Origin of the sequence: Peptoniphilus sp. HCN-40583 (genome assembly GCF_037892835.1) — a bacterium.
Taxonomy (GTDB): domain Bacteria; phylum Bacillota; class Clostridia; order Tissierellales; family Peptoniphilaceae; genus Aedoeadaptatus; species Aedoeadaptatus rachelemmaiella.
The window spans coordinates 78,221-96,802 of the sequence record NZ_JBBKBU010000001.1; the positions used below are offsets into that span (position 1 = coordinate 78,221).

The window sequence follows — 18,582 nt, forward strand, 5'->3', positions numbered from 1 at the left end:
TACAAACAAAAAAGGCGGTTAGATTTTACTCTAATCACCTTTAAATTCTGTGTGGTGCAACTTACTGCTATTCATTCAGTTCCCAATGACCATTACTTCCACTTCCTACATATTGTAGATTATCCATTTCTTTAATGGTTCTTTCTATAGTCTTTACACTAACTCCAGCTTCATCTGCAATTGCTTTTCTTGTAATCTTGTTGTTTCCTCTTATTTTTTCTTTTATAAACTCTGCAAGAGCTATCTTATCGTGAGCGACATCCTGAGCGACACTGTGAGCGACATCCTGAGCGACACCGCTTCCTCCAACTTTTTGAGTCGCTATTTTCTTCAAAGGAATAATCGTTCTAAATATATCTCCCTCCTCAAACAGAGGATCAACACCTGAATATAGCCTTGTATATTTATAGGTGTTTCTCATACCTGACCCAAGCTCATCAGCAAGTCCTATTTCTCTAAATACTTTTGAAATAGCCGGATTTTTAGGAAAAGGTTCAAACTTTTGTAAATCCAATGCTCCCATGCCATGAGCTAAGTTACTGTTTTCAATCATAATCTTCTCATCATCAATAATCATTTTGGCTGGGAAACCACTTGAATAATCTCTGTGAGCTAAAGTATTAGAAACAATTTCTCTAAGTATCCTATCTCTTGCATTCACATTTACAATTCCATCTAAGACAAATAAATCATTCAAATGCTTTTGTCCAAACGCTATAAGCCTGTCATAGCTATCAATCAGATTTGTAATTACCACATCTCTATCATCATATCTGTCCTTATTTTCAACTCTAAATATTGCATCAGTTTTATGCTGTGGAAGAACAGACATAATAGAGTTGTCTTTTCCAAATAGCAAAATCGCTGCTAATGTAATGCCTTCAAACTTTGTTTCAGGATCTGTCAGAATGAGATTTGCACTTCGTAATAGCTCCTCATCGCTCATATTTTCCCAAACATGATTTTTATTTCTTGCAACTGCCATTCTCTTGGCTTTAGCGATAACAGAGGCATCAAGAAAATCAATATCAAGCTTTGGATATACCTTGTTTACAAAATAACTTCCTTGTTTTCTTGCATATAACTTATAGACAAGTTCTGCATGGTCTGTGATATTGATGTCTCCTTCATAAGACCTGTCCCATATTCTTCCATTATGCCTGCATACCTGATAACCTTCAGGCACTCGGATATAAATGACTTTTTTACTGTCAATTTCAAAGACTTCCGGTAATAAATAAAGTGGTGGGTACATCTTCTGCGAATTGTTGATAGATGTTGTAAATTCTTTAATAACCTTATCCACTTTATCTTCACTAACACCAACAATATCTCTTTTATCATTTACACCAAGTAAAATATGTCCTCCATTTCTATTGTTGAAAGAGCATACTGTATCAAAGACATCTTTGGTTAAAGCATTCCTTGATTCTTTAAATTCAACATCTATCTTTTCTCCGTTTTGAATTAACTTTTTTATTTCATCTATCGTCATCTTTGTTATTTCACCACCTTTATTTATCAATGTTTTCTTCAATAAAAATTTTGGAGTTTTGAATTTGCACTTTATCGTTATTAACTACAAAAGTAACATAATCTCCATTTTGTAAGTCCAAAAGTTCTCTTATCCTTTTCGGAATAGTAACCTGCCCTTTTGACATAACTTTTGCAGTATCCATAAATGTATCTTTCATACCCGTTTCCTTTCTCCCTACTTTTCCTACAAAAGATTATAGCATTTTTAGGACATTTTTTCCAGCTTGAAATTAGTGTCATCTTACTTGATATAAGTTGAAACCACTTCTTTTATCTCAGTTTCAATTGCCTCTAAAAAATTTTTCTTTGAAGATTTTCCCTGTGCAATATCCGATAACTCCATTTCCCACTTAGCGGTTGTACCTGCTGATTTAAAAGTATCTGAGACAATCGTTACAAGGCTGATTCCCTTATGTGTAGCAATAAGGTTCTTTTTATCTCTTTCTACAAATCCCTTGAAAATCAGATTTTCAATAATCCCTGCTCTTGTTGCAGGTGTTCCAAGTCCTTTTCGCTCAACCTCTACTCCTTTTTCAAGTGCATCATTTCCTGCAAGCTCCATCGCCTTTAGGAGAAGATCTTCCGTGAAATGCTTAGCTGGTTGAGTGTACTTTTCTTTTATTTCCTTGTTTTCAATGCTTAATACATCACTAATGCTCACATCAGGAAGTGCCATATCTTCATTTTTCTTAGACTTATATTCTTTAAGATATTTTGTAAAACCTTCATCTTTAATTGTCTTGCCTGAGCTTGTAAAAGCAAAGCTATCAAATTCAGCCACAATCTTCATTGCATTCTCAATTAAAGGATAGCCTACACTTGCATGTAGCTTATTTAAAATAAGTTCATATACCTTCAATTCACTTTCCGGAAGAGAAGTTAAGTCCTCATTCATACTGCTTGCTGTCGGTATAATCGCATGATGATCTGTAACCTTTTTAGAGTTAAATACCGTCTTGATACGCTCTGTATCAAAATCATTTTTCCCTAAAATGTTATTAACCGTACTTACAATCATATCTTCCGTTAAGCATCTGCTGTCTGTTCTTGGATAGGTAATCAGTTTTTTCTCATACAGACTTTGAGCATAATCAAGTGTTTGCTTGGCACTATATCCAAAATACTTATTGCACTCTCTTTGAAGTGTTGTAAGGTCAAAAGGCAAATCAGGCTTTGTTATCTTTTCCTTTTGAATAACATCGGTAATTCCTATCTTATCGCCAACTAAATTGATTAGCTGTTCAGCAGCAACCTCATCATCAATTCTCTCTGTTGATAGTGTAAAACCATTCATAGAAAGTTCGACTGTAAAATATTTTTCTTTCTTAAAATTTGCTATCTCATCATCTCTATTTACAATCATGGCAAGGGTAGGTGTTTGAACTCTTCCCACACTGTAATTTTGCTTGTATAGACACGAATAGAGTCTGCTTAAATTCATTCCCACAAGCCAATCTGCAATCGCCCTTGCTTGTGATGATTCGAATAGATTATCGTAAAAACTTCCGTCTTTCAGGTTATCAAAACCCTCTTTTATGGCACTATCTTCCATTGATGAAATCCAAAGGCGTTTCATCTTCTTTTTACAATTTGCCTGATTGTAGACAAGCCTGAAGATTGCTTCTCCCTCACGCCCTGCATCGCAAGCATTTATCACGATGTCTATGTCCTTATCGTCCATGAGCTTTTTAAGAATCGTAAATTGTTTCTTTGTGGACTTTGCAATCTCATACTTATATTCTTTTGGAATAATCGGTAAATCAGCCATATTCCACTTTGCGTACCTTTCATCGTAGCTTTCTGGATTTGCCATTTTAATTAAGTGTCCAACACACCAACTTACCTTGTATCCGTTTCCCTCATAGTATCCGTCTTTCTTTTTTGTAGCTCCAATCACTTTTGCAATAGAGATTGCAACACTTGGCTTTTCAGCAATTACAAGTTTCATCTATATTTTTCCTCCTGTTTTTCAATATAAAAGGGCGAAAGATTTTACTCTCTCGCCCTGTGTTTTGCACCAAATATGAGATAGTTTTGGGTGCAAATTTATTCCAAATCATCATCTTCCTTATCTTCTGTTTCTGCTTCATCTACTTCATTTTCGCTTTCTTCCGCTTCTGAAAAGAAATCATCATCTTCCTCCTCAAAGCCTTCAAGCTCCTTATCTTCCTTTTTCTTAACGACCTTAAAATAATATCCTGCACCTAATGCTCCTGCTACTACAAGAATGAGAATTAAGTAGGTTCCCATATTGCTGCTTTCTTCTTTTTTTACTGGCTTAGGTTCTTCTTTTTCAGGTTCTTCCTTTTTAATTTCCTGTTTCGGAGCTTCTTTCTTTTCAACCATATTGAGAAGATCATCTTCTGATACTTCTGTTAGGAGCATGACATTCTCGCTATCCTCATCGTGATTGATGATTAGATGGAAAGTCTTGCCATTCTTAGTAGTAAAGGTAACAAACTGTCTTGCATCCGCTGAATACATATCCGTTTCTCTCTTATCACCGCTATCTCCATGATGAATCGAATAATCCTTGTTCGCATTATCCTTATTTTCCGTAACAGTTCCTCGTGCCTTTGATGGAGCAGAAGCAACTCCTTTATTGGTATTTACATTCTTACTTGAACCATCTAATGAAGAATCCTGACTACCATTATTAGCGGGCTGTTTCGGTGTCAGCTTGTTGGGATAACGAATTTCCTTTTCTTTTTCATCGGTCTTACCAATATTTGTGTCCTTTGTAATCTTTCCTGTACTATCCTGTGGAGATGAGCCTTTTCCCATATCACTTACCGATGTTTGAGAGAAGTTTCCTGTTCCTGTTTTCATTCCAGAGATAGGGCTGATTGGTGTTACAGTAGGATTATGCGTAACTGTAGCCTTGCCAATCTCATTCGTCTTTTTCTCAAGCTCCTTAATTTTCTCAGTTAGCTTCTCAATCTCCTTTTTCATATCCGCCGATAAGTCCTTATCGTCTTTGCCCTTTTCAAGTTTTTCCTTCAGCTTATCTATTTTTTCCTCAAGGTCTTTGATTTTCTCCTTTTGCTTGTCGCTTAATTTATCCTTGTCCTTAATCTCCTGATTTAGCTTATCAAGTTTTTCCTGAAGTTCCTTAGATTCCTTTTCCATTTTGGAAATATCATCTTTGCTAAGCTCTGTTTGAATTCCCTTATCTTCTGTTTTTGGCTTTTCTGTCTGCGTCTGAGAATTACTTTCTAACTTTTTTACAATTCGGATAATACTATCGCTTCCATCACCCTTTACTGTGTAGCTTACAAAATTGTCATTAAAGCTCATATTATCAGGAAGCATTTCAAGATCAGACGCATCAATCACCTGATTTTTGTCAAAGAAAGCTGAATACTCCTTATATACCTTTCCATCCTGATATTGATATTTGACCTTTACTTCACTTTTTGTCTGACTTTCCTGATCCTTTGTATCCTTATGGTCTGTTTGAGCTGACGCATTCGTTACTCTCTTATATAAATCCTCTAAAGGTAATTCAAGGTAGGGTACACTGGTATGAAATCTGTTCCATGTTTCAATAATCAGCTTGTCCTTAACAATCTTGATTTCTTTTACATTGTTGATATTGGGATTTGCTTCCTTTACTCTGCCAATAATAGCGTTCTTTGTTTCCTCTTTAAGCTCTCCCTCATAGTCAACTGTTACTTTCTCAATTTTTCTATTTAACTGTAGAACAGGGCAGGTATAGACAATGACATTTGCTTTCTTTCCTTTTACGGTTCGTTCTTCTGCATTTTCTGTAATATCTCCAATATAGTAATTATCCTTATCTCTTGGAGAAACGATACTTGTAAAAGCACCTGTCCCTACATTGTGAATTCGATAATATGGATAGGGTTTCTTTGTCATGTATCTTAGATCATCTAACTCATTTTCCTTGTCCATGTTCTCATTGGTAAAGGTTTCATTATACTTATCGACAATTACACCGCCCTTTTCTTCAAAGGATTTTGATAAGGAAAATTTAAAGTTCAATGGCTGACCTTCTTTATTTCCTTTTCCGACATAATAAAATCCTCTAAAGGTGTCATCTGAAGTATGATCCTCAAATTTCAGTTCATAATATGTTTCATATTTTTCAGGCGGTTCATTTGACGCAAACACTGTCTTTGCACCAACTTTTAACACCCCTAAAACTCCACCCATTAACAGGGTAAAAGCTACAACAATGGCTGTAATTCTTTTATTTTTCAAACTGGTTTTCATTTGTTTTCTCCTTTTTCACTTCTGCTTTTTCTCTGTTTACTTTTGCCAAAAGATCAGAAATTGTAATGTTGTTCTTTCTGCAAATGGCAATAATTTCTTCGTTTTCAAGTTCTTCCTCACGAATGAATAAAGGCTCCAATTCTTCATCAATCAGAGCCTTTTTATCCTTTAACTTCTTTATTCTGTTTTTTACTGCTGTCAGTTCTTTTTTCAAATTGTGTCCTCCTTATCTGTTTACATTTGGCGGAAAGCCGAAGCCTACTGGATGATGCTGACAAAAAGATGCTATCCAATCATCTAAGGTAGTTACTCTGATTCTCCCGATATTATCTATCACCTTGCCATCGCCTATATAAATTCCTACATGACCATAGGTAAGTCCGGCTGTACTTCCGCTACTACTGCTTTCAACTGCAACAAGCATTCCCACCTTGAGTTTAGATTTATCTGATGTAAAGGTGTAGTTTCTGTACATATCACAGGCATTTCCGCCAATATATCCAAATCCTGCATTTTGATAGACCTGCGACACCCACATAGCACACCAGCCTGCACCCGGAGATGGCGTAATGTATGCAGCATTTACAATCTTCTTTTGAACTTCCGTAGAAGCCTCATACTCTTTTCCACCTCCGATACCTCCATTGGAAGCAATAAGGTCGCTATTGCCAAAGGCTTCTCCCATATTGCCTTGAGCAAGGAATAAGGCTTCATAGTGTTTCAGATTATCAGGATAGTTCGCAAAGACTTCTCTGATGATACTGTCCATTTCCCTTTTATGAAGGGTTACAATCAGTTTCTTGTACTCGTAAGGTTCTTCATAGCTTTCGGTATATTCATTTCCATTTTCATCGGTATAGGTATCTGTAACTGTCCTATATCTGATTTCTACTTCTTCCTTATACTCAAGGTCATACATGGACTTAAAAAGCTCATTTAATACAGAGCTTACTTCTGATACATTCTTTACTTCTCCGCACCTTGATGTAATGTAGGATAAAAGCTCATAGACATTATGACCGATGTACTCTGTGTTATTTAGGATGTACTCGTCATATCCGGGATAATTTTCTTTGACATGATCAACCTCGTTTTGAAGCTCACTTTCCATAGCGGAAAAATTCTGATTGATTTCATTTAGGACATTTGGCTTTGACAAATAGCTTGTTGTAAGAACAGAACTTGTAGAGTTCATAAAGCCTGTCATTCCCGTTCCTGCAAAGTTGATAAAGAAAGTTCCCAAAATAATAAGACCTATGAAAATAATCATAAGCCCCTTCGCTTTTCTTAATATGACTTCCTTTGAACTTTTAAGACTGCCGATAAGCCCTTCCTTAATGCGATCTCGAAGTCTTGACTTATTCTGCCTTTTAATGGAATCTTTCATCTGCTTTCGCTTTTGAAATCGCTTAAAGTTATTTGCTTTTTGATACTCCTTTGTCTTTTTCAGTTCCTCTTTGGCATCTCGAAACTCTAACTTGGATTTTCGCTTTCTGATTTTATAGTCCTTATTCGTAAGGTCATATCCTTTTTTAGCTCTTTTCTTATCCGAGTAGTTCTTAATGCCATGAATGAGCTTTGAGTTTGTATCGGCTGTTTTTTCTCCTGCCTCTACCCCTTGATTTTCATCGCTTCCATGGGATAAGTAATCTCTTACGGTTTCACTTCCTTTGGCAAGTCCTGATAAAGCGGATACTTTAGGAGCCTTATTCTTAAATACTGTTTCTTGTTCTTTAGAAAGTCTGTTTTTCTTTTCTCTATCAAGAATGGCTTCTTTTCCGATTTCTTTACTGTTCGCCTTTTCCTCTTTAACTTCCGTATCCTTTTTTCTGGTATAGAGCTTATCAGAATAGTTTTTTCTCTTATAATTTTTCTTTTGAGCTTTTTGGCTTTTTGAAAAGCCTTTTGTATCTTCTACTTTATGTTGCAGATTATCCTCTACATCATAGGTTGACTCAAAATAGTCGCTATCCCTAAAGTCATTGTCATATCTGTCTATGATTCCGTCATTGTCGAGGTCTTTTCCTAAAGGATCATAGATTTTTCCATCCTTAACCTCAGTATCATAATCCGCTTTCCCGATTTCTTCCTGACTTACACTTCCTGTTTCAGGACTTCTATACCTTGCATTTCTTTTAGAAGTTTTTCCGTTTAATTCAGTTTCTGCATTTCTCTTACTGACCTTTTCATGAACCTTATCTTGAAAACGGTCTTTGTCATGGACGATTTTCCCTCTGTAATCATCGTTATGCTTTAACTTACTTTCTTCAGGCTCTATGCTGCCATTACGTTGCAGTGTTTCCTTTTCAATCCTTGCCCTTTGCCTTTCCTTAAAGTCCTTTTTCAGTTTCTTTCCCATAAGCCTACCTCACTTCTTCAGGCTTGGTTGTCATCTTCTGATAAAGGATTGTGTCTTTCGGGAATTTATCAAGGAAAGGGACAATGGTATTTCCAAAGAACAAAAGTCCTTCTCCTGCATTGGAATTGGTTACATATTTTAGCTGTGGCTGTGAGATTTTAAGTTTCCTTGCTAAAATTTCTCTATCGCCTGAAGCCTGATTGAGCATTAAAACAAAGTCCGTATTGTCAAAGATATTTTCTATCTCCTTACTCATCAGTAGGTCTTTGACATTCTGTGTAATGCCTGTCGGAATTCCTCCCCACTTACGAAATCTTTTCCAAATTTCTACGGAATAGGAAGCTGTCTGCTCGTCTTTTAACAATAAGTGAAACTCGTCGATATAGTACCTTGTAGCCTTATTTCCTCGGTTTTGCGACACCTTGTTCCACACCTGATCCTGAATAACAAGCATTCCGATTTTTTTAAGCTGTGAGCCTAACTCCTTAATGTCAAAACAAAGAAGCTGCTTATTTAAGTCCACATTGGACTGATGGTTAAATACATTAAGAGAACCTGTTACATAAATCTCCATTTCCGTTGCCAGCTTTTTACCGACTTTTTCTTCCTGTCCTTTTAACATATCGTATAGGTCTTGCAGTATTGGCATATTGTCAGGAGTTGGATTATCAAAATACTTTTCGTAAATCTTAGGTAAGCACCTGTCTATAACGGACTTTTCTTCTGCCGTAAGACCACTGCCGCCTACTACAAGCTCCAGCATACTCATAATGAAGTTTGCTTTGTCTTTCAGTGGCGCATCCCCATCGCCATAGTTCATATTTATATCAAGGGGATTGAGATAGTCCTTTGACTTACTGCTGACCTTTATGACTTCTCCTTTAAACTGACGAACAAGGTTTCCGTACTCGCCTTCCGGATCGCAGATAATTACATCATCATCGGTTGTAAGGATGGCATTTGCCATTTCTCTTTTTGCACTAAAGGACTTACCACTTCCCGGAGTTCCGAGAATTAGACCATTTGGATTTTTCAGTTTCTTTCTGTCTGCCATAATCAGGTTATGGCTTAGGGCATTTAGTCCATAATACAAACTGTTCGCCGAATTTATGAAAAGCTCCTCTGTGGTAAAAGGCATAAATACTGCCGTAGATGATGAGGTTAGTCCTCTGTCAATTTCAATCTTATTTACCCCAAGCGGAAGTACACTGATTAAGCCCTGCTCTTGGGAATGGTCAAGCCTTTTTAACTTGCAATTATGCTTATTGGCAATGGAGCTGATTTGAGAAATGGTATTATCCAGCTTTTGAATTGTCCTTGCAAAGTTCATAAAGATAATGGTTACGACAAACATACGCTCATCTCTTGTCTGGAGATCTTTTAAAAGACTTTTTACATCTTCTCCATAGGTAATTAAATCACTTGGAAGAATGTCCATATCATATCCCGACCTTACAGCCTTTTTGTTTTCCTCAATCTTCATCTTGTCAATGTCGGTATTTTTTCTTTTGACCATCTTGATGGCTTCTGACTGCTCGATTGCCTTGATGTGAAAAGAGATATTGATGTTATCGTCTATATCCAAAAACTCGGCAAGCATACGGTCTGAAAGCTCACTTGCAAGGATTTGAAAATGACTTGCTGCTCCAATAAACTTTCCAAACTTAAAATACCTTGACGGTGTAAAGTTAAATTCATCAGGCACAATGTATGTCTTTGTACTTTCCTTTTTCTTTAAGTCTTTATATGAAAAATCAAAGATCTTATTGGGATTTAAAACATCATGAAGTATCTTTAGCCTTTCCTCTCCGTTAAGGCTTTCTGCTCTTACTCCCATACTTTTAAGACTCGATAATATATCTATCTCCAGTCTTTCCAGTTTTGATGTTGCCTGCTCCAAATTATCCGCTTCCACCGTAAAGGTTACATACTTTGATTTTTTCAGTCCGTTATTTCCCTTTACAATCTGGCTTTTCAGCATTTCTCTAAACTCAAGGCGTATATCGTCAAACCCGTCCTTTTTATCCGGTATTTGAATAGCTGATTTCATTTCTTCATTCCTGCCAAGCTGATTGATATATGAAAACTCTATGCTGACACTTGGATCAAAGGAATTAAGAAAATTTGCAAACTGATTAAAAATCAAATCTCTATCTTCTTCTAAGGCAAGCTGATAGTTTATATCCTCAAAGGCAATACTCTTATTAAAATGCTTTTCATCAATCTGACATATCCCGCTTTTTAAGAGTCTAAGATAGGGAATGGTATCTTCAACAGTGTATCTTTTCGGTTCTTTCCTAAAGATAAGGTCAAGTAATCCGCCCCTGTCTTTTTTAGACTTTCCCTTATTTTGCTTTAAGTCCTGCTTTTGACTTCTTAACTTCTTTTGGTTTTGTTCTAACTTTAGCTGCTGAATCTTTCTTTTGTCTTTCAAGATAAACCTCCTTTCTCACTCTTTTTTGTGGCTGATAAAATTTATGAAGGTAAATATACTTAAAATATTTCTCAAAGCTAAGTCCGTCCTTTTCAAAAAGAGTGATGAAAAATATTGGGAGAGTGGACACAATGAGAAAGATGACTGCTATATCATTTGGAACGACCTTTCGCATAAATAAATAGATTGGTATTCCAATCAGTCCTGCAATCGTAAAACCGATCAGTTGTCTTTTTGTCAGGTTGAATGCAACCTTTGTTTTTACCTTCTTTAAGTCTTTTGGGATAGGTACATACGCCATAACTTACCTCCCATCTTCTTTACCCTTTGAAAGCTCCTCTATATGCTCATATACGGAGCCGATTTCTTCATGAATACTTACAATCTGTTCATCTGTACTTCTGTTATATCTTTCCTGCATTAGACAAAAATCATTGTGGCAGCGACCGATGTCCTTTGTTCTTTCTTCCAAGTCATTCACTTTGCTGTGAAGCCTGATTCTATCCATCACTGCCAAAATACCTGTTCCAACTGCTACTGCTATCAATACTGTTTTTCTTTTGTTCATCATATATTTCCTTTCTTTTAGTGTGCATTTAATACGCTTTTGGCCAGTGTTCCGCTCTTTAGCATCATTAACCCCAGCAAAACCGCATATCCAAGTATCGTCATGGTACTTGTGTGTATATCTGTTATCTGTATTGTCTTAACTAATACTGCGTATATTCCAAGACAAACCATTAAAAAGAGTCCTTGTAAGCCTATGGCAAATAGTCCTTTGATATAGTTTGTTCCAATTTGTCCCCACTCTTTGTTTCCCATAGTTGCAAATGGAATGGCTGAAACGGATGAGTAAACATATATCTCAAACATTCTTCCGTAAACCACCAACATAATCACAATAGAAATGACCTGTATTGCCACCTTTATGAGCGAGGTTTCAAAGAGTATCATGACAAGCTCTCCAAGACCTTTATCTTTTAAGCCTTCTACCATCGTTACAATCTGATCTCCGGAGATAACGGCAGAGGTATTGATAACCCCTGCCGCTTTATTTACCATGTGCTGTGCCACATCAAAGACTGCCATAGAAAACTGAAAAGCATGAGACACTAACCATACGGCAATCCACATCTTTATGATGTATTTGAAAAATTCAAAGGTATCCGTATCGTGCATATTGTTCTTTTGCATAACCATATTGATAAGCTCGATACAAAGGACTGCCGTAATGATTAGCCCTGCAATGGGAATGATAACGGAATCATTAATGCTTTTAATAAAGCTGAAAACCTGTCCGTTCCACCCCATCGGTGTCTTTCCCACATCCGTTGCAATCGCACCAACTTTATCGTTGATGTCAAGAAACATGGACTCAAGATTTGCTTGGATACCGCCCAGTAGAAGATCTTTGAAAAACTCCTCTATCTTGTCGAATATCCCAAACATTTAATTTCTCCTTTTCTTCTTACTTGAGTACATTTGCAAGAAGCGGAATCAGCTTTAATCCGATAAGGACAATGCCGCCTCCTGCCATAAGCTGCTTGATGCCTTGACTCTTGGCACCGGGATTGTCATTACCATAACCTTCCATCAGGTTAATTACGCCCCATGCTCCAAGTCCTGCACCTACTGCCATAACTAAAATCTTTAATACATTTACTGCCTGTGTAAAAAATTCCATAATTTATTCCTCCTCGTTTTCTTCTTTCTTTTCAATCTTGTTGTATGACTTCACAACAAAGTTTTTGTAAGTCTTTCCGTCTTTTTCACGCTTCTTGAAGTAACCAAAGATATGAATCAAATCGCCCTTTTCAAAGACTTTTGCTGTTTCTGACTTTTCACCATAGGCTGCACAATTGATATATTCCTTACCTTTTCCATACTTTTTTACAAGTGTGAAGTTTGCAACCTCAACAGCTTCTCCCTCTTTGTCAAAACTTGAAAAAGTGGGCTCTGCCAATAAATTGGCATTGATGTTAATCATTTCTTGCTTCATTAAAAATTTCTCCTTTTCTTTCAATAAAAAAAGCGACCGGAGTTTTTTCTTTTCCAATCGCTAATGGTCATACTATTTACTTTTTTCTTAGTGGGACTTCGTATTCTTATCATCTTACCTCCTGACTTTGAGTAATAAAAAAGCAGCAAATCTATGTTTTTTAGACTTACTGCATTCTTGTAATAACTGTTTCTCTATTTAATTTTGCTTTCCCTTTTCGCTTCATATAGCTTTCTATATCAAACAAGTTTTTCTTATCATAATCCTCAAGCAGCTTATAGTTTTTATGCTTTGTAATATCGAATTTATCTGATAGAAAAGGTCTGACACCACGAAGCTGAAAAATACATTTACCGCCGTCCATGACTGTAATTTCATCTTGGCTCATAAGCTCCTTACCTGTCTTTTGATAATTAAGTCCAAAACTCTTTTGATTACTCCTTGTTTCCGATGTGTTATATAAATCTATCGTTTCTTTTCCCAGTGTTTCGGAAAGTTCCTTTAATGTGGTCTTTTCCTTGCCACCAAGAAACAAGGTACTATCACAGTTGCCCACAATTGTGTCAGCATTATCTTTATAGATTGCCTTTAGCTGAGATTGTGCTTGAAGAATTATACTCGCTGATATTTCTCTGGAACGGATTGTCGCTATCAGTTTTTCAAACTTTGGAATTAAGCCGATGTTTGCAAACTCGTCAAGTAGGCATCTTACATGAACAGGTAATCTTCCTCCATATACATCATCTGCCTTATCACATAGTAAGTTAAATAGCTGAGAATACATAATAGATACCACAAAGTTAAAAGTATCATCTGTATCGGAGATGATAACAAAGAGTGCTGTCTTTCTATCTCCCAGTGTATCAAGCTCAAGTTCATCTTCTTTCATCAAGTCCCTAAGCTCTTGAATATCAAAAGGAGCAAGCCTTGCACCACATGAAATAAGAATAGACTTTGCTGTTTTTCCAGCAGCAAGTTTGTACTTTTTATATTGCTTGACTGCAAAGTGTGTAGGCTCTTTCTTTTCCAATGCTTCAAATAGCCTATCAATGGGATTCATATATGTTTCATCATCTTCCCTGACTTCTGAAGCATCTATCATATCCAGTAGTGTTGCAAAGTTCTTTTCTTCTCTTGGAGCTTCATAGAAGATATATCCGATAAGAGCTGTATAGTAGAGTTTTTCGGCTTTTACCCAAAAATCTTCACCTGCTTTTTCTCCCTCACCTTTAGTGTTTGCGATGATTGTCTGTACTAATTTGAGTATGTCTTTTTCACTTCTAAGATAAGCAAATGGATTGTACTTCATGCTCTTTTTGAAGTTGATGGTATTTAAGATTTTTATCTCATAGCCATTATCTTCAAGCATCTTGCCACACTCAATGACTATCGTTCCTTTAGGATCTGTTACGCAATATGATGAGTGCATTTGCATTAGGTTCGGTTTTACATAAAATCTTGTCTTTCCTGAACCAGAACCTCCTATAACAAGTACATTTTTATTTCTTGCATACTTTGGATTTGCCGGTCTGCCGTTCATAGTTAATCGTTCAGTTTGAGTAAGCAAGATATTATTTTGAAACTTCTCATCTACATAAGGCTGAATATCTTTTGCAGTTCCCCATCGGGCTGATCCATACTCTTTCCCATGTCTGAACTTTTTAGCATTTTTCCCTTTGGTATAGACAATAAATTTAATTAAAGCTGCCACGCCCACGCCCATTAAAATATCAGTTGGATGAATACTCGGAATAAAGCTCATGGTATTAAGCTCCAATATTCCTTGAAAGATTTTGTCTATCACATCGCCACCTGTATAGGCTCGTACATGATGAGAAAAGATATCGCCTACATAAAAAAATACAAGATAGGAAATGTTCTGTTTTAGAAACTTTGCCTTATCTTGCACCTTAAATAAGCCTTTGATGTCTTTTAGTATTTTATCTATCATAGGCTCTGCTCCTTTTGTTTATTCTTGACTTTATCTTTAGAAATAGTATTCTTTGCCATCTCCTTGAACTTCTCAATATTCTTGTGAATGGACTCTTTCCTTTCCGTTTTCTTTTCTGATTCCGAAAGAGCGTGTTTAAAGGCTTTATCCATCACTTTCATATCTTTTGCCTGAAAGAATACGGAGTATTTTCCGCTTTCTTTATCTTTCATCACCGAAAACTTTACCCCATACCGATTAAGTTCCTTTTTAAGTTCTTTAAGCTCTGCTTCTTCTACCGGAATTTCTTCAAGCTGTCCCTTTTTTACCATATCTTTGAGCTTCACTTCATTTCCGTTAGCATTAACCAGCTTTTCAAGCCCTCCGAGTTTCTCAGCCTCTTTCATCAATTTCTTGAGTAAAGTTAAAAGAAGTTTTGCTGTTACTTTTCCGGCTTTCACTTCCATATTCAGCGTTTTTCTTGCGATTTCTTCATTGATCAAGTTCTCTCACCTCCTGTCAGAAGCCTTTCCTTATTTCTCTTTAATTTTTCTTCCTGAATAACTTTCCTATAATCTTCTCCAAGTACCATCACAGGAATACACATCTCGATAATTCTTGAGTAAATTCTTTGGTATTCCACACTCTCCGTACAGTTTTCAATTTGGCTGTATGAAAGATTTGTGGTAAAGATTGTTGGCTTATGCTTTAAGTACCTGTTATTCACAATGTTATATACCTGCTCTTTTGCATAGCTTGTATCTCTTTCAATTCCTAAATCATCTAAGATGAGAACGGAAGTGTTTACAAGGGATTCGATATATGCGTTTTTATCAAGGTCAAATCCTCCTTTTTGCAGTTCGTTGATTATCTGTGAAAAGTTTCTAATCTTAACGCTTATCTGATACTGTTCAATCAGTGCATTGGCAATGGAGCAGGCAAGATAGGTCTTTCCACTACCCACCGAACCATAGAATAGGAGTCCGATATTTTCTTTTCTCATCAGCTCATAGTCTTTTACAAAATTCTTTGCGATGATAAGACTCTGATTTTCTTTTCCCTGATAGTTTTCAAAGGTATATGCCCATTGAATCATGGATGTGAAGCAGATACTTTTTAATCTCTCGATTTCAAGCTGCTTTTGTCTTTCTTTTTCTTTTGCTTCTCTATCTCTATCGCATTTACAAGCAGTTTTAAATATCATCTGCTTTCCGAAAAATTCTAATGCTTTTCCATCTTTTCTTTCATGGCACACTTTACAGTAAGCATGTCCGTCTTTGATGTATTCTTTTTCAGGATCAAAGCTGTATTCCACATCTTCTATCATCACTTTTTCTAATTCTTTAATCATAAATGTACTCCTTTGTTATATTCCTCCCAGGTAGGGATATTGGATGTTTTCTTACTTCCCTGATCTTTATAGAACCAAGAAAGGATTGTTGCTTTATGGTCTTTATATGTCTTTCCGGTACTTTGAAGATAGGTTGATAGTCTTTCAATGTAGTTATCAAGCTCTCCTGCCATTTTTATTTGTAATTCTCCTATATCTTCATCCTTTAAAAAGACATTCTGAAATGTTCCAAGTCCGCTTTTCCCAAAACTATATTCTCTCTTACTATACTTACTCTTATTATTCTCTATATAGTTAGAGTCAACATTTTGAACTTCCTGAAGTTCATTTTCTTTACTTCTGAGGTTAAAATCTTTTACTTCTAAAGTTAAGTTTTTTGACTTCAAGAGGTCATTTTCTTTTACCGCTATTATGCTCATAAAGTCTTTGACATAAATGACATTCGGCTTACCAAGTCCAAGCCTTACTCTTTCAATCAGTCCTATTCCTTTTTTGCTATCTAACTCGTCCAATGTTTTTATGGCAGTAGGCTTTGAGATATTTCTTCTTCTCATAATTTCTTCAACTGTGAAATAGATAAATACTCTGCCTTCCTTGTCCACCCAGTTATTCTTAAAGGACATTCCTGTGCGTTTCAAAAGCATGGAGTATAGGATAATGGCTTCAGCAGATAGTCCCTTAAATTCTTCTCCGTCTACCAATATTTCAGGCACTTTTAGAAAGTTAAATCTTTCCGCTTCTCTGTTATAGAAATAGTCAAAGTCCATACAGGATCACCTCCCTCCTTAAAAATTTGCAAAGAAAAAGACGATAGTTTTTTCTTCTATCGCCTTTGGTAACCATTTTTATGAAATTTTTTAGATTGATTTTATTGCCTCATTGATACCTTGTAAAAAAGCTATAACTGTTGCTCCAACCATTGGTATTCCATATGGACTAACCAAGAATCCAATAATCAATGCTTCTATTCCGATGGTAACTTCTTTTTGCAGAAAAGATGCAATTGCTCCAAATATACAAAACATCATCAGCAAATATAGTAGGGCTGTTCCGATACCAAGTAGAAATGTCAGAAATGCTGTGAGGATACTTAACACCAAGCTAATTGGAAACAAGATTATTTTTATTATCCATCTCATAAATACCCTCCATTTCTTTTAAATCATTTTAAAATGCCTTAAAGCATCCATGATGGCTTCCTCTTTTTCCGGTGTGCATTGTGGAATAACCTGTTTCTCTTTTTTCGATTTGTTATAATGCTCCCTCAGTTTAATTCCGCATTTCTTTTTTATCTGAGCAATATATAGTGTAGGTACTTTTAATCCAAATTTATTCCAAACATATTCTTTGATTTGAGCATATGTTGCCTTGCTTTCAGCACTTGTCAAATCAAGCTCATCCAGCTTAATTTCAATATTTATATGCTTATCGACATTAAGTTTGGACAAAAGTGCCACCGTCTCAACTTGTTCATCATTGTCCAAACTTATATTCAAGTCATCGTCTATAATTGGGAGCTTGAAAGTAATTGATTTTAGCCATTGTCCGTTAGGCTGTTTTTCTTCATAAACTTGAATTTCAGAAATCAAAGCTGTAATTAACTGCCTACGCTCTACATCATTCATGACTTTATAGAGTTTATCAAAATAGATCAGAACCTTATATATGTTATCTCCTGTAAGTTTTTCAGCTTCAATAGTCTGTTTCTTTGTTTTCGCATCAATTAATGATGATTCTAATTCATCTATTTTGTCATACATGCGATAAAGTCTGTCGTCTAAATCCTGTTTCCTTCTCTTATAGTGCTTATCTTCAATATCTAAATTATCTATTTCCTCAATTAGCTTAAACTTTGTAGAATGACACTTCCTCAATTCCTTTTGGTAATTATCTATTTCTGTTTCTATTTCAGAGGTATCCACCTTCATATTGATTTTTTCTTGCATCATAGAAGCAAATTTCGGATTACTTACAATCTTGTCAATTACCTCTGCAACAGCATCATCTAACAATTCTTCTCAAATTTGCTTACGGAAAGTACACTTATGACCTCTTATCATCTGCCTATGTTTACAACCATAGTAATAAAAATCTTTATACTTTGTGCCATCTTTCTTTTTCTTGATACACTTGTTTCCAAACATTCCCACTCCACATATCGGGCATTTTACAATTCCAGAAAGCAAGTGTGTGCGTGTATCTTTTCCTTTATTCACATGCTCATATTTCTTTGCTTGAGATTTTAGCTTAACCTGAGCAGCTTGCCAAACTTCATCGGAAACTATAGTTTCATGTATCCCTTCAGATATTAGATATTCATCTTGTTCAACCTGCTTATATTCATTTCTTGTACCATGAACTTTTTCTAAAGTTCTTCTTCCAAATGCTATTTTCCCATTATATACAGGATTCTTTAATATTTTTCTTATAAGACCTGCATCAAACAAAGGATTCTTACCATTCTGTCTTGGGATTTTTCTAATTCCATGATTCTCTAAGTATTTAGATAGCCCATTGGCTCCTATCGTAGTATTTACATACTGGTCGAAAATCGTTCTTATTGCAACTGCCTCTTCCTCATTTATAAACAGCTTGCCATCTTCAAGTTTATATCCATACGGAGCAAAGCCACCATTCCATTTTCCTTCCCTTGCTTTTTGAATGCGACCTTCCATTGTTTGAATACGGATAGATACATAAACTTTTCCTTGTTCTTCCTCCATCTATGCTTACAATT

Annotated in this window: 17 protein-coding genes and 1 pseudogene; all 18 read right to left on the minus strand. The window is 35.9% G+C overall.

Features of this window, described 5'->3' with window-relative positions:
* Positions 1 to 67 precede the first annotated feature (67 nt).
* The 18 genes and pseudogenes from WKT05_RS00370 to WKT05_RS00455 all read right to left on the minus strand — a co-directional run bounded on the left by WKT05_RS00370 (position 68) and on the right by WKT05_RS00455 (position 18,568).
* A complete protein-coding gene (locus tag WKT05_RS00370) occupies positions 68 to 1,525 on the minus strand; it encodes an RNA-binding domain-containing protein (protein WP_445323167.1) in 1,458 nt (485 codons plus the stop codon).
* Positions 1,515 to 1,694 (minus strand): AbrB/MazE/SpoVT family DNA-binding domain-containing protein, encoded by a 180-nt coding sequence (locus WKT05_RS00375; protein WP_000655432.1) that lies wholly within the window; start codon positions 1,692 to 1,694, stop codon positions 1,515 to 1,517. Before WKT05_RS00375 ends, WKT05_RS00370 begins: the two co-directional genes overlap by 11 nt.
* An 83-nt stretch (positions 1,695 to 1,777) precedes the next feature.
* Positions 1,778 to 3,484, minus strand: a complete 1,707-nt coding sequence (locus WKT05_RS00380; protein ID WP_340412428.1) for a DNA topoisomerase 3 — start codon at positions 3,482 to 3,484, stop codon at positions 1,778 to 1,780.
* A gap of 98 nt (positions 3,485 to 3,582) precedes the next feature.
* Entirely contained in the window at positions 3,583 to 5,772 is a 2,190-nt protein-coding gene (locus WKT05_RS00385; protein ID WP_340412429.1) for a CD1107 family mobile element protein, read from the minus strand.
* A complete protein-coding gene (locus tag WKT05_RS00390; RefSeq protein ID WP_340412430.1) occupies positions 5,750 to 5,986 on the minus strand; it encodes a conjugal transfer protein in 237 nt (78 codons plus the stop codon). Before WKT05_RS00390 ends, WKT05_RS00385 begins: the two co-directional genes overlap by 23 nt.
* A gap of 12 nt (positions 5,987 to 5,998) precedes the next feature.
* Positions 5,999 to 8,131: a CHAP domain-containing protein gene (locus WKT05_RS00395; RefSeq protein WP_340412431.1), complete on the minus strand. Its 2,133-nt coding sequence runs from the start codon at positions 8,129 to 8,131 to the stop codon at positions 5,999 to 6,001.
* Between the two features lie 4 nt (positions 8,132 to 8,135).
* Positions 8,136 to 10,565 (minus strand): VirB4-like conjugal transfer ATPase, CD1110 family, encoded by a 2,430-nt coding sequence (locus WKT05_RS00400; RefSeq protein WP_340412432.1) that lies wholly within the window; start codon positions 10,563 to 10,565, stop codon positions 8,136 to 8,138.
* Complete coding sequence (locus WKT05_RS00405) at positions 10,477 to 10,866, minus strand: PrgI family protein (protein ID WP_340412433.1); 390 nt, start codon at positions 10,864 to 10,866, stop codon at positions 10,477 to 10,479. Before WKT05_RS00405 ends, WKT05_RS00400 begins: the two co-directional genes overlap by 89 nt.
* Before the next feature lie 3 nt (positions 10,867 to 10,869).
* Positions 10,870 to 11,136: a conjugal transfer protein gene (locus tag WKT05_RS00410; RefSeq protein ID WP_445323168.1), complete on the minus strand. Its 267-nt coding sequence runs from the start codon at positions 11,134 to 11,136 to the stop codon at positions 10,870 to 10,872.
* A gap of 14 nt (positions 11,137 to 11,150) precedes the next feature.
* Positions 11,151 to 12,014 (minus strand): VirB6/TrbL-like conjugal transfer protein, CD1112 family, encoded by an 864-nt coding sequence (locus WKT05_RS00415; RefSeq protein WP_161546545.1) that lies wholly within the window; start codon positions 12,012 to 12,014, stop codon positions 11,151 to 11,153.
* Positions 12,015 to 12,033: 19 nt separating this feature from the next.
* On the minus strand, positions 12,034 to 12,249 hold the full coding sequence (locus WKT05_RS00420) for a Maff2 family mobile element protein (protein ID WP_000394208.1): 216 nt from the start codon (positions 12,247 to 12,249) through the stop codon (positions 12,034 to 12,036).
* A 3-nt stretch (positions 12,250 to 12,252) separates the two neighbouring features.
* On the minus strand, positions 12,253 to 12,564 hold the full coding sequence (locus WKT05_RS00425; protein WP_340412434.1) for a single-stranded DNA-binding protein: 312 nt from the start codon (positions 12,562 to 12,564) through the stop codon (positions 12,253 to 12,255).
* 166 nt (positions 12,565 to 12,730) lie between these two features.
* Positions 12,731 to 14,515 carry a VirD4-like conjugal transfer protein, CD1115 family gene (locus WKT05_RS00430; RefSeq protein ID WP_340412435.1) on the minus strand — a complete coding sequence of 595 codons (1,785 nt, stop codon included), beginning with the start codon at positions 14,513 to 14,515 and terminating at the stop codon, positions 12,731 to 12,733.
* Positions 14,512 to 14,997 (minus strand): PcfB family protein, encoded by a 486-nt coding sequence (locus WKT05_RS00435; RefSeq protein ID WP_340412436.1) that lies wholly within the window; start codon positions 14,995 to 14,997, stop codon positions 14,512 to 14,514. Before WKT05_RS00435 ends, WKT05_RS00430 begins: the two co-directional genes overlap by 4 nt.
* Positions 14,994 to 15,845, minus strand: a complete 852-nt coding sequence (locus WKT05_RS00440; RefSeq protein WP_055328032.1) for an ATP-binding protein — start codon at positions 15,843 to 15,845, stop codon at positions 14,994 to 14,996. The genes WKT05_RS00435 and WKT05_RS00440 overlap by 4 nt, the downstream gene beginning before the upstream one ends.
* Positions 15,842 to 16,612, minus strand: a complete 771-nt coding sequence (locus WKT05_RS00445) for a replication initiator protein A (protein ID WP_340412437.1) — start codon at positions 16,610 to 16,612, stop codon at positions 15,842 to 15,844. The genes WKT05_RS00440 and WKT05_RS00445 overlap by 4 nt, the downstream gene beginning before the upstream one ends.
* A gap of 90 nt (positions 16,613 to 16,702) precedes the next feature.
* Positions 16,703 to 16,984, minus strand: a complete 282-nt coding sequence (locus WKT05_RS00450) for a CD1845 family protein (RefSeq protein ID WP_001267198.1) — start codon at positions 16,982 to 16,984, stop codon at positions 16,703 to 16,705.
* A gap of 18 nt (positions 16,985 to 17,002) precedes the next feature.
* Positions 17,003 to 18,568, minus strand: a pseudogene (locus WKT05_RS00455) (recombinase family protein).
* Between the last annotated feature and the right edge of the window lie 14 nt (positions 18,569 to 18,582).

Bases quoted from the DNA above. Each gene is read 5' to 3' on its own strand.
- WKT05_RS00375 (WP_000655432.1), bottom strand. From the start codon at position 1,694: ATGAAAGATACATTTATGGATACTGCAAAAGTTATGTCAAAAGGGCAG.
- WKT05_RS00405 (WP_340412433.1), bottom strand. From the start codon at position 10,866: ATGGCGTATGTACCTATCCCAAAAGACTTAAAGAAGGTAAAAACAAAG.
- WKT05_RS00385 (WP_340412429.1), bottom strand. From the start codon at position 5,772: ATGAAAACCAGTTTGAAAAATAAAAGAATTACAGCCATTGTTGTAGCT.
- WKT05_RS00410 (WP_445323168.1), bottom strand. From the start codon at position 11,136: ATGATGAACAAAAGAAAAACAGTATTGATAGCAGTAGCAGTTGGAACA.
- WKT05_RS00420 (WP_000394208.1), bottom strand. From the start codon at position 12,249: ATGGAATTTTTTACACAGGCAGTAAATGTATTAAAGATTTTAGTTATG.
- WKT05_RS00425 (WP_340412434.1), bottom strand. From the start codon at position 12,564: ATGAAGCAAGAAATGATTAACATCAATGCCAATTTATTGGCAGAGCCC.
- WKT05_RS00430 (WP_340412435.1), bottom strand. From the start codon at position 14,515: ATGATAGATAAAATACTAAAAGACATCAAAGGCTTATTTAAGGTGCAA.
- WKT05_RS00415 (WP_161546545.1), bottom strand. From the start codon at position 12,014: ATGTTTGGGATATTCGACAAGATAGAGGAGTTTTTCAAAGATCTTCTA.
- WKT05_RS00440 (WP_055328032.1), bottom strand. From the start codon at position 15,845: ATGATTAAAGAATTAGAAAAAGTGATGATAGAAGATGTGGAATACAGC.
- WKT05_RS00450 (WP_001267198.1), bottom strand. From the start codon at position 16,984: ATGAGATGGATAATAAAAATAATCTTGTTTCCAATTAGCTTGGTGTTA.
- WKT05_RS00445 (WP_340412437.1), bottom strand. From the start codon at position 16,612: ATGGACTTTGACTATTTCTATAACAGAGAAGCGGAAAGATTTAACTTT.
- WKT05_RS00395 (WP_340412431.1), bottom strand. From the start codon at position 8,131: ATGGGAAAGAAACTGAAAAAGGACTTTAAGGAAAGGCAAAGGGCAAGG.
- WKT05_RS00380 (WP_340412428.1), bottom strand. From the start codon at position 3,484: ATGAAACTTGTAATTGCTGAAAAGCCAAGTGTTGCAATCTCTATTGCA.